The organism is Cupriavidus pauculus (genome assembly GCF_003854935.1).
Lineage (GTDB): Bacteria > Pseudomonadota > Gammaproteobacteria > Burkholderiales > Burkholderiaceae > Cupriavidus > Cupriavidus pauculus_C.
Map to the genome: position 1 here is coordinate 822,513 of NZ_CP033969.1, position 17,903 is coordinate 840,415.

Here is a 17,903-nt window from a genome sequence, read left to right on the forward strand (position 1 = left end):
GTCAGATTTCCTTCTGGCTGCTTTCCAGGCGCGCCTGTTCGCGTTCCTGCTGGGCCTTGCTGCCCTTGAAGCGGCTGCGCACCACCACGAAGAACACCGGCACCAGGAAGATCGCCAACACCGTGGCCGTGATCATGCCGCCCATCACGCCGGTACCGATGGCGCGCTGGCTACCCGAGCCCGCGCCGGTGGAGATGGCCAGCGGCAGCACGCCCAGGATGAACGCCATCGACGTCATCAGGATCGGGCGGAACCGCAGGTGCACCGCTTCCAGCGTGGCGTCGATCAGGCTGCGGCCCTGCGCCTGCAGGTCCTTGGCGAACTCGACGATCAGGATGGCGTTCTTGGCCGACAGGCCGATCGTGGCGATCAGGCCCACCTTGAAGTACACGTCGTTGGGCATGCCGCGCAGCGTCACGCCCAGCAGCGCGCCGATCACGCCCAGCGGCACCACCAGCAGCACCGACACCGGGATCGACCAGCTCTCGTAGAGCGCGGCCAGGCACAGGAACACGATGATCAGCGACAGCGTGTAGAGGATCGGCTCCTGCGAGCCGGCCAGGCGCTCTTCATACGACTGGCCCGACCACTCGAAGCCAAACCCCGGCGGCAGCTTGGCGAAGTTTTCCTCCATCACGCGCATCGCCTCGCCCGTGGACTTGCCCGGCGCGGCCTGGCCGGCCAGCTTCACGGCCGGCATGCCGTTGTAGCGCTCCAGGCGCGGCGAGCCCATGATCCACTGCGACGTCGAAAAAGCCGAGAACGCCACCATGTCGCCGTTGCCGTTGCGCACGCGCAGCTTGCCCAGGTCGTCGGGCAGCAGGCGGTCCTGGCCTTCGGCCTGCACGATCACGCGGCGCACGCGGCCTTCGTAGATGAAGTCGTTCACGTACGACGAGCCAAAGGCGATCGACAGCGTCTGGTTGATCTCGGCCACCGATACGCCCAGCGCGCGGGCCTTCTCGCGGTCGATGTCGATGCGCAGCTGCGGCGCGTCTTCCTGGCCTTCCGGGCGCACGCCAACCAGCGCCTGCGACTGTGCGGCCATGCCGAGCATCATGTTGCGCGCCTCCATCAGCTTCGCGTGGCCCTGGCCGGTACGGTCCTGCAGGCGGAAGTCGAAGCCGGACGAATTGCCCAGCTCGGCAATGGCCGGCGGGTTCAGCGGGAAGATGATGGCGTCCTTGATGAACGACAGCGTGCCGAAGGCGCGGCCCACCAGCGCCTGCGCGGTCTGGTCCTCGCCCGGACGTTCCTTCCAGTCCTTCAGGCGCACGAACGCGATACCGCCGTTCTGGCCGCGGCCGAAGAACGAGAAGCCGGCCACCGTGATCATCTGGTCCACCACCTTCGATTCCTTCTGCAGGTAGTAGTCCTCGATCTGCTTGAGCACGCCGATGGTGCGCTCCTGCGTGGCGCCGGTCGGCAGCTGCACGACCGTGATCATGTAGCCCTGGTCCTCGTCGGGCAGGAACGACGACGGCAGGCGCTGGAACAGCACCACCACGCCGCCGATGATCAGCGCGTAGATGATCAGGTAGCGGCCCGAGCGCTTGAGGATGCGCGCCACGATGCCCTGGTAGCCCGTGGATGCCGTGGCGAACGTGCGGTTGAACCAGCCGAAGAAGCCCTTCTTCTCGTGGTGGTGGCCGGCTTCCACCGGCTTGAGCAGCGTGGCGCACAGCGCCGGCGTCAGCGTCAGCGCCAGCAGCGCCGAGAACGCCATCGACGAGATCAGCGACAGCGAGAACTGGCGGTAGATGTTGCCCACCGAGCCCGAGAAGAACGCCATCGGGATGAACACGGCCGTCAGCACCAGCGTGATGCCGATGATGGCGCCCGTGATCTGGCCCATGGCCTTGCGGGTGGCCTGGCGGGGCGACAGCCCTTCCTCGCTCATGATCCGCTCGACGTTCTCGACGACCACGATGGCGTCATCCACGAGGATACCGATCGCCAGCACCATGCCGAACATCGTCAGCACGTTGATCGAGAAGCCGAACGCCAGCATGGCGCCGAACGTGCCCAGCAGCGCCACCGGCACCACCAGCGTCGGGATCAGCGTGGCCCGGAAGTTCTGCAGGAACAGGTACATCACCAGGAACACCAGCACCACGGCTTCCAGCAGCGTCTTGACCACTTCCTCGATCGAGATCTTCACGAAGGCCGAGGTGTCGTACGGCACGCTGTACTCGTAGTCGGGCGGGAAGAAGCGCGACAGCTCTTCCATCTTGGCGCGTACCGCCTCGGCCGTGGCCAGCGCGTTGCCCGTGGGCGACAGCTTGATGGCGATGGCCGACGCCGGCTTGCCGTTGATGCGGGCCAGCGTCGAGTAGTCGGCGCCGCCCAGTTCCACGCGGCCCACGTCCTTGATGCGCACCGACGAGCCGTCCGGGTTCACGCGCAGCAGGATGTTGGCGAACTGCTCCGGCGTGGTCAGCCGGCTTTCGGTGCTGACCGTCGCGTTCAGTTCCGTGCCGCGCGGCGACGGCGTGCCGCCCAGTTCACCCACGGCCACCTGGATGTTCTGTTCCTCGACGGCGGCGGTCACGTCCAGCGGCGTCAGGTTGTAGCCCGTCAGCTTGGCCGGATCCAGCCAGATCCGCATTGCGTACTCGGTGCCGAACAGGTCGGCGGCGCCCACGCCCGGCACGCGGCGGACGGAGTCCACCACCTGCGCCGAGACGAAGTTGCCCAGCTCGATCGCGTCGGACTTGCCCGACTTCGACGAGACCGTGATGAACATCATGTAGTTGTTGCCGGCCTTGTCGACCCGCACCCCCTGCTGGCGCACTTCGGCCGGCAGGCGCGCTTCCACGCGCTTGAGGCGGTTCTGCACCTCGACGGAGTTCAGGTCGGCGTTGGAGCCCGGCGCGAACGAGATGTTGATCGTGGCCAGCCCCGACGACTCGCTCTGCGACTCGTAGTAGAGCAGGTTCGGTGCGCCGTTGAGCTCCTGCTCGATCGGCGTGACCACCGAGTCCTCGATCGTCTTGGCCGACGCGCCCGGGTACGTGGTGGTCACCGTGATGATCGGCGGCGCGATATTGGGGTACTGCGCGATCGGCAACTGCGTGATCGCCAGCATCCCGCCCAGCACGATGATCAGCGCGAGCACCCACGCGAACACCGGCCGGTCGATGAAAAACTTCGCCATGAATCTGGCTCCCTAAACGGATTCTCTGCGGATTCTCTGGATGGCTCGCCGCCTCAGCCCTGCTTGGCCGGGGTGGCCTGGCCGGCCTTGGCGTCCTTGCCGGCGGCGGGCTGCGCGCCCTGCGCCGCGGCGCCCGATGCCGGCGCGGCTTCCGCCGTCTTGGGCGCCTGGAACGGCACGGCCTTGGCCGGCGCACCGGGGCGCACCTTCTGCAGGCCCTCCACGATCACCTTCTCGCCACCCTTCAGGCCCTCGGTCACGACCCAGCGGTCGCCGATGGCCTGCGGTGCCTTGACCGGCACGGCGGCCACGTTGCCGTCGGCGCCCACCACCATCACGCTGGCGCCCTGGGCGCTGCGGATCAGCGCGCGCTGCGGCACGGTCAGGGCGGCTTCGTCGATGCCCTGCTCGATCTTCACGCGCACGAAGGTGCCGGACAGCAGTTCACGCTTCGGATTCGGGAATTCGGCCCGCAGCGTGATGGCGCCGGTGGTCGGGTCCACGGTCATGTCGGTGAACAGCAGCTTGCCGGTGGCGCTGTATTCCTTGTCGCCGGCTTCCGGGAACAGGTGCACCCTGGCGCCGCCGTTCACGCCCTTGACCTTGCCGGACTCGATGGCGGCCCGCAGGCGCGCCACTTCCGACGCCGGCTGGGTGAACGTGACCCAGATCGGATCGACCTGCTCGACGGTGGCCAGCTTGGTCGCCTCGCCCTTGCCCACCAGTGCGCCTTCCGTCACCAGCGCGCGGCCCACGCGGCCCGAGATCGGCGCAGTGACCGTGGTGTAGCCCAGGTTGATCTGGGCCGTGGTCACGGCCGCCTTGGCGGCGGCGATGTCGGCATTGGCCTGGCCGGCGGCGGCCACGGCATCGTCGTATTCCTGCTTGCTGACCGCGTTCACGGCCACCAGCGGCTTGTAGCGCTCGGCCTTCTGGCGGGCCGAAACCGCGTTGGCCTCCGCGCGTTCCAGCTGGGCCTTGGCCGATGCAAGCTGGGCCTGGTACGGGGCCGGGTCGATGCGGAACAGCACCTGGCCCGCCTTGACCTCGCCGCCTTCGGTGTAGTTGCGCGACAGCACGATGCCTTCCACGCGCGCGCGCACTTCGGCCGTGCGCACGCCTTCCAGGCGGCCCGGCAATTCGTTGACGACGGCGACGGCGGACGGTGTGACGGTAACCACGCCCACTTCCGGCGGCGGCGGGGCGCCACCTTCGGCGGCCTTCTTGCCGCAGGCGGACAGCGCCACGGCAACGGCGATGGCGGCGGCAGCAACGGCTACGCCACGGACTGGTTGGGACTTCCTCATCGATAACCCCGTGATGGCAATTTGAGATCTGCCGCGCCGCTCCCGGCATGGCGCAGGAAGCAGTTGCGCCCCGGGGGCGGGGCGCGGCGGCTAAAAAGTGAAGTTTGAGTCAGACGGAATCGGCGGCGGGACTGGCGGGTCACCTGCACCCCCGAAAAAACGGCTTGGCCGAACTCCGGACAAGCGCGTAGTATAGATACATTCGCGCATGTATGTAAGTCCCGCTTACGAAATTAGCGGTGCCCGCAACACATGGCACCTGTTGTGTGCATTGGAATGTTCGGCCGCCGTGAGCACGATTGTTCCATTCACGGTACGATGCGGCCCGCCGCAACCATCGGGCGACTTGCAAGGCCAAAGCCCCTGGCCGCGACATCCGCGCAAGGGGTCAGAAGACCCGGACGGCAAGCCCTGGTCCTGGAAAAAGAGGAAATGGTCAGACGTACCAAGGAAGAAGCGCTAGAGACGCGCAACCGGATTCTTGACGCGGCGGAAGCCGTGTTCCACGCCCGCGGCGTGGCGCGCCCGTCGCTGGCGGACATAGCCGAGGCGGCCGGCGTCACGCGCGGCGCCATCTACTGGCACTTCAAGAACAAGAGCGACGTGTTCGCCGCCATGTGCGACCGCGTGAACCTGCCCGTCGAGGCGCTCTGCGCGCCCGAGCGGCTGGCGCTGCAGGAAGACCCGCTGGGCGGCATCCGCGACATCTGCGCGTTCGTGTTCCGCCAGACCGTGACCAATCCGCAATGGCGCCGGGTGTTCGAGATCATCTTCCACAAGTGCGAGATGGTGGAGGACAACGGCGCGATCTTCGAGCGCCAGCGCCAGTCCCACCAGGAAGGCACGGTCAAGATGCGCGAGCACCTGCGCCTGGCCATGGAGCGCGGCCAGCTACCCGCCGACCTGGACCTCGAACTGGCCGTCAACGCGTTCCATGCCGCCATTGGCGGCGTGCTGGCCCACTGGCTGTTTTCCCCGACCGATTTCGAACTGAGCCGCGAGGCCGAGCGCCTGGCGGACGCCTTTGTCGACACGCTGCGCCTGTCTCCCGCGCTGCGCCTTGGCTATGTGCCGCGCCCGATGGCGCCGCTGGACGCCGAGATGGCCGCGCTCTGCGAGCGGCCGCAGACCGTCGTCGCCTGATTCCCCTGCTTCAGCCTTTCAGCCTTTCAGCGCCTCGCGCCAGCGCGCGAGGAAGGCCCGCTTGCGCAGCGCGTCCTGCGCGGCCAGCAGCCCGGGGCCGACGCTGATCGGCTTGAGCGCGTAGCCCAGCCGCTCGGCCAGCGCGTTGGCAGTGTGCTGGCTGTCGGTGTCGGTGCGGATGGTGTAGAGCTGCGACGTCGACCGGCTCAGCAGCGCCTGGCCTTCGCGCGACAGCAGGTAGTCCAGCCATAGCCGCGCCGCGTGCGGGCGCGGGGCGCGCCGGGCGATGAACGCCACGCGCGACATCACCAGCGTGTAGTCGCGCGGCGCAATCACGCCGATGCCGGCGCCGCGCTCCATCAGCGACAGCGCGTACGACCCCAGCAGGTTGTAGCCCAGCACCAGTTCGCCGCTGGCGATCTGCTCGATCATGTCGGCCGTCGACGCCGACAGCCGCACCCCCGCCCGCCCCAGCGCCTGCGCCAGATACCAGAACTCGCTGCCCATGCGCGCGTCCTGCTGCGCCAGCAGGTAGCCCACGCCCGAGCGCTCCACGTCGTACGTCACCACCTTGCCGCGCCATTGCTGCACGTGTTCCTGCAGCAGCCGCGCCAGCCCGCTGCGGCTGCCGGGCACGTGCGCACCCGCGAAATGCTGGCGGTTGTAGACGATCACGGCCGGCTCGAACGTGGTGCCCCAGGCCTCGTCGCGCCACACCGCCCAGCCGGGCAGCCCCCGGCGCTCGGGCGACTCGTAGCGCTGCGCGTGGCCGTCGTTGACGAGCTTGATTTGCAGGTCCATCGCCGTGCTCCACAGCACGTCGGCATACGCCGCGTCGCGGGCCGGCCGGCCGTCGCCCAGGCGCGCGGTCTCCGCCAGATAGCGCTCATGCAGATCCAGCGTATTCAGATCCTGATACTGGACCCGCACGCCCGGAAAGCGCGCCTGGAAGCCGTCGATCAGCGGCTGCACCGCCTCCAGGTCGGTCGATGCATAGACCGACACGGCGCCTTCCTGCTGCGCCCGTGCGATGGTCTCCGCGTAGTCGCCCGGATACCCGGCCGGCACGCGCGGCGCCGGCTGGGCGCCCGCGGGCAGGCCCAGCGCCATGGCCCCGCCCGCCAGCAGCAGATGGCGGCGCGTGGCGCGGAAGGCGTCGGGTTCGGCGGATTCGGCGGAAGGGGGCAGGCTCGGCGGCACGGGAATCGGAGGCGGGCGGACCGCTGGCGATGACGCGGCGGCCCGCGGACACCTGGGGGGCAGGGCGGAGGTATTATAGGCGCCCGCGGGGGCCCCGGAGCGGCCCCGCGCGACACGACGAGAGCGGGCAGAGGAGGTCCGGCATGCGCATCCTGCTGGTGGAAGACGAGGTGGAACTGGCCCGCTGGGTGGCCCGCGCGCTGGAGCAGGGCGGCTTTGTCATCGAGCACGTGGCCGACGGCCTGCAGGCCGAGGCCCGCCTGATGGCCGAGGAGTACGACGCCGTGGTGCTGGATCTGCGCCTGCCCGGCAAGGACGGCCTGGCGGTGCTCAAGTCGATGCGCGGCCGCGACGACCGCACGCCCGTGCTGATCCTGACCGCGCAGGACACGCTCGACGAGCGCGTGCGCGGCCTGAACCTGGGCGCCGACGACTACCTGCCCAAGCCGTTCGCCATCGCAGAACTGGAAGCCCGCATCCTGGCCCTGATCCGCCGCAGCCGGGGCCGCGCGCACCCGCGCCTGCAATGCGGCACGCTGGTCTTCGATGGCGAGACGCGCAGCTTCACGCTGGGCGGCGCGCCGCTGTCGCTCACGCCGCGCGAATCGACGCTGCTGGGCGCCCTGCTGGCCCGCAGCGGCCAGCCGCTGACCAAGGCGCAGCTACTGGACAAGGTGTTCTCGCTCGACGCCGACGTCAGCCCCGACGCCATCGAGGTGCTGGTCTACCGCCTGCGCAAGAAGCTGAGCGGGCACGGCGTCACCATCGTCACGCTGCGCGGCTTCGGCTACCTGCTGGAACCGGAAGCCCCCGACGCCGGGGCCTGACGCCATGTGGCCGCGCCACCTGCGCCCGCGTGCGCGCCTGCCCGTGCGCCAGTGGCTGCGCGGCAGCCTGCGCCGGCAGTTGCTGATCCTGCTGGTACCGGCGCTGGCGCTGATGATGGCGGCCGACACGTGGTTCACCTACGGCACGCTGCGCGACGCCGCCAACACCGCCTACGACCGCTCGCTCTACGGCTCGGTGCGGGCCATCGACAACGCCATCGGCATGGCCGGCGAGAGCGTGCAGCTCACGCTGCCCGACGCCGCCATGGAAATGTTCGAGACCGCCGCGCAGACCCACGTGTTCTACCGCGTGTCGATGGAGCGCGGCGGCAGCGTCGAGACCGTGACCGGCTACGACGACCTGCCGCTGCCCCGGGGCGCGCTGGCCAACAACGTGCCGCGCTTCTACGACGCCACCTATCACGGCGACGCCGTGCGCATCGCCGCGCTGGCGCGGCCGATCTACCGCCCCGACGCCAACATGCGCGTCATCATCCAGGTGGCCGAAACCGCCGAGCCGCGCGCCGCGCTGATCGGCAACGTCTGGCGCAGCGCGCTGCTGCGCGACATCGCGCTGATCACGCTGTCGGCGCTGATCCTGGTGGGCGGCATCACCTACGTGCTCAAGCCGCTGCAACGGGTACGCGACGACGTGCGCGCGCGGTCGCCCGAGGATTTGACGCCGCTGCGGTTCGACATCGTGCCGGTGGAGGTGCGCCCGCTGGTCGACGCCGTGAACCTGCACGTGTCGCGCTCCGAGGCGATGGCGCAGTCGCAGGCCCAGTTCATCGCCGACGCCGCGCACCAGCTCCGCACGCCGCTGGCCATCCTCAAGACCCAGGCGGAATTCGCCCAGCGGCAACTTCAACTGCCGCACGACGCCCCGGCACGCGCGGCGGCATCCGAGGCGGTGGGCGGCATCGTCACCCAGCTCGAACAGGCGGCCCGGCTGACCAACCAGCTACTGGCGCTGGCCCGCGTGCGCCAGCCCGCGCGCGACGCCGCGGCGTCCGAGGAAGTGGCCGGCATCATCGACGCGGTGACGGTGGCCGAACAGGTGGCGCTGGACTACCTGCCGCTGGCACGTGGCAAGCAGCAGGACTTCGGCTGGGAACGCCCGGCCGGCCTGACCCTGCCCGTGCGTGCCGACGCCGCGCTGCTGCGCGAGGCGCTGGCCAACCTGGTCCACAACGCCATCCAGTACTCGGGCCGCGGCAGCCGCATCACGCTATCCGCCGCCCGCCGCGACGGCCACGCGCTGCTGACCGTGGAGGACGATGGCCCCGGCATCCCGCAAAACGAGCGCGAGAAGGTGTTCGCCCGCTTCTACCGCCGCGTGGAAAACACCGAACCGGGCTCCGGCCTGGGCCTGGCCATCACCCGCGAAATGGCCGCCCGCTTCGGCGGCAAGGTCACGCTGCGCGACGCGACACAGGGCAGGGGGCTGAGGGCGGAACTGGATTTCCTGCTGGCGGAGTAGGGCAGCGCCGCACGGCACCGCCCGCCGTCTTGCTCCCCTCTCCCGACTACGGGAGAGGGGTTGGGGGTGAGGGCCGGCGGTTCAAAATGCGAGACCCGTCGGCAAGCAGATCCTCAACGCCCTCACCCCCGGCCCCTCTCCCATTGCATGGGAGAGGGGAGAAAAACTGGCGAGGTGGCAAAACGGACCACGCACTACCGCGCCATCGGTTTTCCCATCACCGCGTCCTTGCACGGGTCCTCGCGTTGCTTGGCGGGTACGCGCACGACGGTGTCGAAGCCGGTGGCGGGCGAATCAGGTTCCAGGTAGCCGATGCTCAGCACGCCGTTGCCGGCATCGGGCAGCCAGCGGGGCACGCCGATGTCGCGGCGGACGTGGCCGTTGCCGGCGATCAGTACGGCGCCGCGGTTGGCGTAGGGACGCAGGGTCTGGGCCATGACGGCGTCGCGCGCGGCCTGGGCGTCTAGCATGCCGGGCAGCATCGCCTTGGGGAAATGGCCGCAGTGGCCGGCGTCGAGCGCGGCGGTCTGGGCGGCGGCGATGTCCGCCGGCAGCGCGCGGTCCAGGCCCAGCGCCGTCTGCTGGTTGCGGGCGAAGACGTCACCCATGCCGCCGCGCACGATGCGTGACGCGTCGGCGCGCGACAGATTGGCGGCCAGCAGCGGCAGGTCGTATTGCAGCGCCAGCGCCACCACGGGCCGGTACAGCGTCCAGTCCCAGCCGCTCTTGCCGCCGGCCGCCTGGGCGATCAGGTAGTCGGCGTCGCGCGGCCGTTCGCGGCGGGCGCGGTCGATGTCGGGCTGGCGTTCGCGGTCGAACTGTTCCATCGCGATGGCCGGGCGCCAGCCGGCCGCCACCGCGCGCGTCAGCGCCTGCAGCCGCTGCTGCTGCCCGTCCGCGTTGTCGTGGACCTCGCCCAGCAGCACATAGGACTTGCCAGCGAACTGCCGGCTGGCGGCATCGGGCGACGGCTGCGTCGAGGCGCAGCCGGCCACCATTACCAGCGCCGCCACGGCGGCCGGGGCGTTCAGGAATCGCATCATGGCCGCGCGGGCTCCGGTTGCGACGGCGCCCGGTCGGTGCCGCCTGTCTGGGTCACTTCGGGCACGTAGACCATCGACCCGTCCTTCATCCGATAGGCCACGCCCGCCTTGATGCCGTCGCCGGCGCCCGCCTGGCCGCTGGCCTGGTAGCGCACGATCTTCTCGCCCTGGCGCGACACGATTTCCATGTTCGGCTTGCCCGGGTTCGAAATCACGGTCACGTCCTGGTGCAGGAACGGGTTCAGCGGGTTCTGCGCCACGGTCACCAGCAGCGCGGCGATCACCACCAGGAACACGTCGATCAGGTTCACCACCGACAGGATCGGGTCGTCGGCCTCGCTTTCGTCCAGGAACTTCATGCCTCGGGCTCCCACTGCGGCGGCGTCTGGCCCAGCCACACCAGTTCCTCGGCCAGCCAGCGCCGGCGCACGTTGACCACCCAGAACGTGATGCTGGCCGCGATCAGCGCCAAAATCACCGCCGAGAACGCGATGGTCAGGTTCTCGCCGACGTTGGCCAGGTTGCCGCCCGACAGGCTCTTCAGCGCCGGTCCCATCGGAATCATCGTCGCGACCAGCCCCAGCATCGGCGCCACGCGCGTGGCGATGCGCGGGCGTTCCAGCAGCTTGTGCGCGGTCACGTCCAGCGCGTCGGGGTGGGTCACCTTGTGGCGCCGCGCCCAGGCCACCAGCGGGTAGCCGCGCCCGGTGCCAATCGCATGGCGGCTGCGCAGCCACGCCTGCATCGCAAAGTCGCCCAGGGCCCAGAAGGCGTAGAGGAACAGCAGGCCGATCAGCACCAGCGTGGGGTACAGAAAAAGCTGGCCCACGTCATACATCAGGGATTCGAGCAGGGAAGGGGTCATGATCGAAAGACGGCGCTAAATATCCATATGATGGATGGATTGTGATCAATAGGATCCATCGACATTCATGCCAATGATAGCGACGACCGTGCAACGGGCGCGGTCGTCCGGCCAGCCAAGATAGCACCGGCAGCACGGCCGCGGCGGGCCAGGTGAGGGAAAAGGCGCGGCAGGCCGGGCAGCGGGCGCCCGGCCGCGCCGCTCAGTGCACGGGTTCCGCGCGGGCCTCGTCGGCCACCGGGTTGCCTTCGGCGTCGATCTGCAGTGGGCCGCTGCCCGAGTAGCGGTCCAGCGCCAGGTAGATCACCGGCGTGATGAACAGCGTGATGACCTGCGAGAACAGCAGGCCGCCCACCACGGCCAGGCCCAGCGGCTGGCGCAGCTCGGCGCCGGCACCCAGGCCCAGCGCCAGCGGCAGGGCGCCCATCACGGCCGCGAAGGTGGTCATCATGATCGGCCGGAAGCGCAGCAGGCAGGCCTGGCGGATGGCGCGGGCCGGCGCCATGCCTTGCTCGCGCTGCGCGGCCAGCGCGAAGTCGATCATCATGATGGCGTTCTTCTTGACGATGCCGATCAGCATCAGCACCCCGATGGTGGCAATCAGCGACAGCTCGACGTTGAACAGGAACAGCGTCAGCAGCGCGCCGATGGCCGCCGACGGCAGCCCGGCCAGGATGGTCAGCGGGTGGATGTAGCTCTCGTAGAGCACGCCCAGCAGCGTGTAGATCACGGCGATGGCCGCGATCAGCAGCACCACCTGCGTGGCCTGCGACGACTGGAACACGGCCGCGTCGCCGCCCCAGCTCGTGAAGATCGACGCCGGCATGTCGATTTCCTGCCGGTAGCGGTCCATCAGCTTCGACGCATCGCCCAGCGGCGCGCCCGGCGCCAGGTTGAACGACACCGTGACCGACGGCAACTGCCCCTGGTGGTTCACGGCAATCGGGCCCACGCGGCGCTCGGTGGTGGCGAAGGCCGACACCGGCACCATCTGCCCGGTCTTGCTGCGCACGTAGAGCTTGGAGAACGCGGTCTCGTCCACGCGGTCGACGTCGGCGGCGGTCAGGATCACGTAGTAGTTGTCGATGGGCGTGTAGATCGTCGACACCTGCCGCTCGCCGAATGCCGTGTACAGCGCGGCGCGCACGTCCTGCATCTGCACGCCCATGGCGTTGGCCTTGTCGCGGTCGATGGAGAGCTGCGCCTCCAGGCCCGACTGCTGCGAATCGCTGGTCACGTCGCGGAAGATGGGCTCGGCGCGCATCTTGGCCATCAGCTTGTCGCTGTACTCCTGCAACTGGCCCGCTTTCACGCTCTGCAGCGTGTACTGGTAGCGGCTCTTGCTCTGCCGGCCGCCCAGCCGCAGGTTCTGCACCGGCGAGAAATAGACCTGCAGCCCCGGCACGCCGGCCACGTCCTTGCGCAGCGATTCCACCACCTGCGGCATCTTGGGGCGCTGGCCCAGCGGCTTGAGCTCGACGAACATCCGGCCCGTGTTGATGGCCGGCGAACTGCCGCCGCCAATCGACGCCACCACGCTTTTCACGGCCGGATTCGCGCGGATGCGCTCGGCCGCGTCGCGCAGGCGATCCGACATGGCATCGAACGAGATGTCCTGCGGCCCCTCGGCGTTGACCTGGATCTGGCCGATGTCTTCCTCGGGAAAGAAGCCCTTGGGGATCTTGACGAACAGCACGGCCGTCAGCACGAACGTCAGCCCGGCCACGCCCAGCACCACGCGCCGGTGCGCCAGGCACCAGTCCAGCCCGCGCGCGTAGCGGTGCAGCGTCCACTCGAACAGGTCTTCGAACCACTGCGTGGCGCGCAGGCCGATGGTCTGCTTCTGCGGCGCGCGGTGGGCCGGCGCGCCGTGGGCGTGGTCGCCATAGGCGTGCTGCGATTCGTCGACGGGCACGTTCTCGGCCGACAGGAAGCGCGCGCAGAGCATGGGGATCAGCGTCAGCGACACCAGCGCCGACACCAGGATCGACAGCGACACCACGGCCGCGAACTCGTGGAACAGCAGCCCGATCACGCCCGGCATGAAGAAGATGGGGATGAACACGGCCACCAGCGAGATCGAGATCGACAGGATCGTGAAGCCCATCTCGCGCGAGCCCACCAGCGCGGCCTTCAGCGGCGGCACGCCTTCCTCGATGTGGCGCACGATGTTTTCCAGCATCACGATGGCGTCGTCCACCACCAGCCCCACGGCCAGCGTGATGGCCAGCAGCGACACGTTGTCCAGGCTGTAGCCGAACGCCTTCATCAGCGCCACGGTGCCGATCAGCGAGATGGGCAGCGACACCGTCGGGATCAGCGTGGCCGCCGCGCGGCGCAGGAACAGGAAGATCACCATCACCACCAGCGCCACGGTCAGCGCCAGCGTGAACTGCACGTCGTGGATCGATTCGCGGATGGAGTTCGAGCGGTCGTTCACCACGCTCACGTTGACCGACCCCGGCATCTGCTGGACCAGCCGGGGCAGGGCGGCCTTGATCGCGTCCACCACGGCCACGGTGTTGGCGTCGGGCTGGCGCAGCACGGCCAGCACGATCGAGCGCTCGTTGTTGAGCCAGCTACCGGTCTTGATCGTCTCGACGCTGTCTTCCACGTCGGCCACGTCCGACAGCCGCACCACCGCGCCGCTGGGCTGGCTGGCGACGATGATGTTGCGGAACGCGTCGGCGTTGGTCATCTGGCGGTTGGCCTGGATGGTCAGCGTCTGGCGCGCGCCGTCGAGCGTGCCCACCGGCGTGTTTGCGTTGGCGCGGTTCAGCGCCGTGGCCAGCTCGTCCAGCGTCATGCCGCGCGCGGCCAGCGCGTCCGGGTGGGCGCGCACCCGCACCGAAAAGCGCTTCTGGCCGAAGATCTGCACCTGCGCCACGCCGGGCAGCGTAGCCAGCGTGGGCGAGATCAGGTTGTCGCCAAACGCGTTGAGTTCGCCCAGGCTCATCGACGGCGAGTTGATCGCCAGCAGGATCACCGGCGCATCGGCCGGGTTCACCTTGCGGTACGACGGCGGCACCGTCATCTCGATGGGCAGCGAGCGCTGGGCGCGGAACAGGGCCGCCTGCACGTCGACGGCCGCGTCGTCGATGTCGCGGTCGCTGTTGAACTCGATCGTGATGCTGGAATTGCCAAGCGTGTTCGACGAGCTGATCACGGTCACGCCCGGGATCGTCGCGAACTGCTTCTCAAGCTGCGTGGCGACCGACGCCGCCATGGTCTCGGGGCTGGCCCCGGGCAGCGTGGCCGTGACCTGGATCACCGGCGAGTTGAAGCTGGGCAGCGCGGCGATCGGGATCGTCGGATACAGCACGATGCCCGTGACGATGACGGCCAGGCACAGCAGCACCGTCATGACGGGCCGGCGGATACAAAGCTCGGAAAGCGACATGGCCTCAGTGTCCGCCGTTGCCCACGCCCACGGCGGCGGGCGGTGCCGATGCGGCGCGCGGCGTGGCCTCGCGCACGAGGCTGCCCGGCCGCAGGTTCTGCGCGCCTTCGGTCACCGCGCGCGCGCCGGGCGGCACGCCCTCGACCACGGCGGCGGCGGCCGTCGACACCAGCACCTTGACCGGCACGCGCGCCACCTTGCTGTCGGCGCCCACGGTATAGACAAAGCGGCCCTCGGGGCCAGTCACCACGGCCTGCGGCGGCACGCTCAGCGCGTTCTTCAGCACCTGCACCGTGGCGTTCACATTGGCGTAGGTGCCCGGCCACAGCCGCTGTTCCTCGTTCGGGAACATGGCCTTGACGCGGATGCTGCCGTACTGCGGGTCGACGGTGTTGTCGACGAACGTGATCTTGCCGGTCACCGGCGCCGGATTGCCGTCGTTGGGCTGGGCGGTCACGGTGACCGGGCCGGCCTGCAGCGCCTCGCGCAGCGCGGCAAGCTGGCGCTCGGGCAGCGTGAACATGACCGTGATCGGCGCGATCTGGGCGATGGTGACCATCGCCGTCGTGGTGGTGGTGTTGGTCGGCGTGACCAGCGAGCCCGGGAACACGTTGATGACGCCGGTGCGCCCGCCGATCGTCGCGCGGATCTGGCCGTAGCTGATGGCTACCTGGCTGGCCTCGATGGCGGCCTGGTCGGCGCGGATGGTGGCTTCGAAGCCGTCGACCTTGGCCTGCGCGGTGTCCACGGCGCTGCGCGAGATGAAATTGCGTTGCAGCAGTTCCTGGCTGCGGGCCAGCGTGCGGCGGGCATCGGCCAGGTCGGCCTGGTCCCGCATCAGCTGGGCGCGCGCCTTGGCCAGATTGGCCTCGTCCATGCGGGTGTCCAGCGTGAACAGCAGGTCGCCGGGCTTGACGGACTGGCCTTCCTTGATATGGACGGTACGCACGGTGCTGGACACCTGCGGGCGCACGTCGACGGTCTGCATGGCCGTGACCGTGCCGTTGGCGGTGACCTCGACGGGCACGTCGCCCTGGCGCACCGGCGCGGTAGTCACCGTGGCCACGGCCGGGCCCTTGGGCGCCGGCTTGGCCGCGAACCACGTCTTCCAGCCGAACCACGCGGCCAGCGCCAGCACCAGCACGACCGCCACGGCGATCCAAGGCGAAGTGCGGCCGCGCCCCGTGGCGGCGGACGCGCTCCAGTTGCCATCGACGAAGCCTTTCGGCCGGTCGATCCCGTCAGTTTTCATGTGAGGACCCTCAAATCCCGCGTGGCGCGCTCCCCCGGTGGCGCCGGCTTCTTGGAGCCGGTTTGCGCCCGCGCAAATTGCTACTAGTACCGCATCGGCCCGGTCAGGCCAAGCGCGCGGTATTACAAGCCATTACAGCTTCGTCGGGGGAAAGGCTGCCCGGACCCGCGGGGGGTCGGTCGAATCGCTTGTATCAGATGCAAAACATTAGCAGAAAAGCGAGACGACTCAACTTGGGACTAACGCGCGGACGCCTGGCGGTGGGCGGACTCGGCCAGACAGGCAATCGATACACGGCGCGGGCCGGGGGTGAGGATCATGGTGTCGCCGGCCCGGATCACGCCAGACCGCGCCACGCTCAGGTACACGCCCGAAAAGCCGCTGCGGGCCATGTCGCGCACGGCCTGGGCGTAGCCCATCACCGCGTTGAACTTGCAGCCTGGGCGGCGTGGCGATTCCACCACAAATTCGACCTCGCCGATGCGCAGGCGGTCGCCCACCCACAGCGCGGTCTCCACCAGCCCCTGCGTGGTCAGGTTCTCGCCCATCGCGCCAAAGGCCAGCGGGCGCTCGGCTTCCTCCACGCCGGCTTCGCGGCGGCGCGTGTTCCACCATGTGTAGTGCTCGATCGGATAGGCGTAGACGGCCCGGTTCGGCCCGCCGTGGACGCTGCGGTCCACCTGTTCGTCGCCGGCCAGGCCCAGCCGGTGTACGCCGACGGCGATCGGATGATGAAGCGTGCTCAGCGGGTGCTTGCGGACGGCCGACATCACCACCGCCTCGGTACCGGCACCGGCCACCACCAGCGGCAGCGCGGTGCCCACGTTGACCGCCAGCACACGGCCGGCGGCGGCACCGCCGGCGCCTGCGGGATTGGGACGCGGATCGGATTCGGCCACGGGACGCCCTCCTTGCGTTTGCGGGCCTGCGCGCGATGCACCGGAGGCCCGGATGTCGCACGCTGACTGTTTGCACCGAGTGTACCGGCTCGTCCGCTCGTTTGAGGGCCGCCAATGTGGGCAAACAGACGCACGCCGGCCCGGCGCGCGCCGGGCAGGGGGAGGGCGGAAGGCGCTCAGCGCGGGAGCGCTGGCAGGAAGGGGGAAGCCGCTCAGCGCGGAAGCGCTGGCAGGAAGGGGGAAGCGCTCAGCGCGGCAGCGCTGGCGTGAGGGCCTTCGGATTGACGATGCTGTCGTGCTTGCCGCCCAGCACGTCCAGGATGTTCTGGAACGCCGTGCGGAAGTACAGCTCGTAGCTGTCGCGCTCCACGTAGCCCAGGTGCGGCGTGCAGATGCAGTTTTCCATGCGCAGCAGCGCGTGGCCCTGCAGGATCGGCTCCGACTCGAACACGTCCACCGCGGCCATGCCGGGGCGGCCCCGGTTCAGCGCGGCCACCAGCGCGTTTTCCTCGATCAGCTCGGCGCGGCTCGTGTTGACGAACAGTGCCGTGGGCTTCATGCGCTGCAGGTCGGCCAGCTTGACGATGCCGCGCGTCTCGTCGTTCAGGCGCAGGTGCAGCGACAGCACGTCGCTGTCCGTGAAAAGCTGCTCGACCGATTCGGCCACGTTCAGGCCATCGTCGCGGGCAGCCTGTTGCGACGCCTCGCGGCCCCAGACCAGCACGTTCATGCCGAACGCCCGGCCGTAGCCGGCCAGCAGCTTGCCGATCTTGCCGTAGCCCCAGATCCCCAGCGTCTGGCCGCGCAGCACCTGGCCCAGGCCGAAGTTCGGCGGCATCGTCGTCGACTTCAGCCCCGACTGCTGCCACGCGCCGTGCTTGAGGCTGGCCACGTACTGAGGAATGCGCCGCTGCGCCGCCATGATCAGCGCCCAGGTCAGCTCCGCCGGCGCCACCGGCGAGCCCACGCCCTCCAGCACCACCACGCCGCGGTCGGTGCAGGCGTCCAGGTCCACGTGGTTACCGGCGCGGCCGGTCTGGCTGATGATCTTGAGCTTGGGCAGCTTTTCCAGCAGCTGGCGGGTCACGCGGGTGCGCTCGCGGATCAGGACCAGCGCCTCCACATCGGACAGCCGCGCGGCCAGTTGGCCCACGCCCTTGACTGTGTTGTTGAAAACCTTGACGTCGTGCCCCTCCAGCAAGGAAAAGCACGGCAGCTTGCGTACGGCGTCCTGGTAATCGTCGAGAACGGCAATCTTCATGAGTGACTCGTTGGGGGCTTGGTGCGCGCGACCACAGAATCAGCGCGCGCCGGACAGTATTGTTAGCTT

13 protein-coding genes are annotated in these 17,903 nt (G+C 69.2%); 3 read left to right on the forward strand and 10 right to left on the reverse strand.

What is annotated here, in order from left to right:
• Nucleotide 1 precedes the first annotated feature (1 nt).
• Both EHF44_RS05490 and EHF44_RS05495 read right to left on the reverse strand, forming a co-directional pair.
• Nucleotides 2–3,157: an efflux RND transporter permease subunit gene (locus tag EHF44_RS05490; RefSeq protein WP_124682820.1), complete on the reverse strand. Its 3,156-nt coding sequence runs from the start codon at nucleotides 3,155–3,157 to the stop codon at nucleotides 2–4.
• A 53-nt stretch (nucleotides 3,158–3,210) separates the two neighbouring features.
• Nucleotides 3,211–4,464: an efflux RND transporter periplasmic adaptor subunit gene (locus EHF44_RS05495; protein ID WP_124682821.1), complete on the reverse strand. Its 1,254-nt coding sequence runs from the start codon at nucleotides 4,462–4,464 to the stop codon at nucleotides 3,211–3,213.
• A 432-nt stretch (nucleotides 4,465–4,896) separates the two neighbouring features.
• Between EHF44_RS05495 and EHF44_RS05500 the strand changes: the two genes are divergently transcribed.
• Entirely contained in the window at nucleotides 4,897–5,607 is a 711-nt protein-coding gene (locus tag EHF44_RS05500; protein ID WP_124682822.1) for a TetR family transcriptional regulator, read from the forward strand.
• A gap of 18 nt (nucleotides 5,608–5,625) precedes the next feature.
• Here the strand turns inward: EHF44_RS05500 and EHF44_RS05505 are convergent, their stop codons facing one another.
• Nucleotides 5,626–6,717, reverse strand: coding sequence for an ABC transporter substrate-binding protein (locus EHF44_RS05505; RefSeq protein WP_172966094.1), 1,092 nt, complete (start codon nucleotides 6,715–6,717; stop codon nucleotides 5,626–5,628).
• Nucleotides 6,718–6,950: 233 nt separating this feature from the next.
• Between EHF44_RS05505 and EHF44_RS05510 the strand changes: the two genes are divergently transcribed.
• A complete protein-coding gene (locus EHF44_RS05510; protein WP_124682823.1) occupies nucleotides 6,951–7,634 on the forward strand; it encodes a response regulator in 684 nt (227 codons plus the stop codon).
• A 4-nt stretch (nucleotides 7,635–7,638) separates the two neighbouring features.
• Complete coding sequence (locus tag EHF44_RS05515; protein WP_124682824.1) at nucleotides 7,639–9,114, forward strand: sensor histidine kinase; 1,476 nt, start codon at nucleotides 7,639–7,641, stop codon at nucleotides 9,112–9,114.
• A gap of 194 nt (nucleotides 9,115–9,308) precedes the next feature.
• On the opposite strand, the gene EHF44_RS05520 is transcribed toward EHF44_RS05515, so the two are convergent.
• The 7 genes from EHF44_RS05520 to EHF44_RS05550 all read right to left on the reverse strand — a co-directional run bounded on the left by EHF44_RS05520 (nucleotide 9,309) and on the right by EHF44_RS05550 (nucleotide 17,834).
• Nucleotides 9,309–10,157 carry a ChaN family lipoprotein gene (locus EHF44_RS05520; RefSeq protein WP_124682825.1) on the reverse strand — a complete coding sequence of 283 codons (849 nt, stop codon included), beginning with the start codon at nucleotides 10,155–10,157 and terminating at the stop codon, nucleotides 9,309–9,311.
• Nucleotides 10,154–10,516 carry a DUF2149 domain-containing protein gene (locus EHF44_RS05525; protein WP_124682826.1) on the reverse strand — a complete coding sequence of 121 codons (363 nt, stop codon included), beginning with the start codon at nucleotides 10,514–10,516 and terminating at the stop codon, nucleotides 10,154–10,156. The genes EHF44_RS05520 and EHF44_RS05525 overlap by 4 nt, the downstream gene beginning before the upstream one ends.
• Nucleotides 10,513–11,022, reverse strand: a complete 510-nt coding sequence (locus tag EHF44_RS05530) for a MotA/TolQ/ExbB proton channel family protein (RefSeq protein ID WP_253699989.1) — start codon at nucleotides 11,020–11,022, stop codon at nucleotides 10,513–10,515. The genes EHF44_RS05525 and EHF44_RS05530 overlap by 4 nt, the downstream gene beginning before the upstream one ends.
• 202 nt (nucleotides 11,023–11,224) lie before the next feature.
• Complete coding sequence (locus EHF44_RS05535) at nucleotides 11,225–14,422, reverse strand: efflux RND transporter permease subunit (RefSeq protein WP_124682827.1); 3,198 nt, start codon at nucleotides 14,420–14,422, stop codon at nucleotides 11,225–11,227.
• A 4-nt stretch (nucleotides 14,423–14,426) separates the two neighbouring features.
• A complete protein-coding gene (locus EHF44_RS05540) occupies nucleotides 14,427–15,674 on the reverse strand; it encodes an efflux RND transporter periplasmic adaptor subunit (protein WP_124682828.1) in 1,248 nt (415 codons plus the stop codon).
• A gap of 239 nt (nucleotides 15,675–15,913) precedes the next feature.
• A complete protein-coding gene (locus tag EHF44_RS05545; RefSeq protein WP_124682829.1) occupies nucleotides 15,914–16,573 on the reverse strand; it encodes an MOSC domain-containing protein in 660 nt (219 codons plus the stop codon).
• A gap of 247 nt (nucleotides 16,574–16,820) precedes the next feature.
• Entirely contained in the window at nucleotides 16,821–17,834 is a 1,014-nt protein-coding gene (locus tag EHF44_RS05550; protein ID WP_124682830.1) for a D-2-hydroxyacid dehydrogenase family protein, read from the reverse strand.
• Between the last annotated feature and the right edge of the window lie 69 nt (nucleotides 17,835–17,903).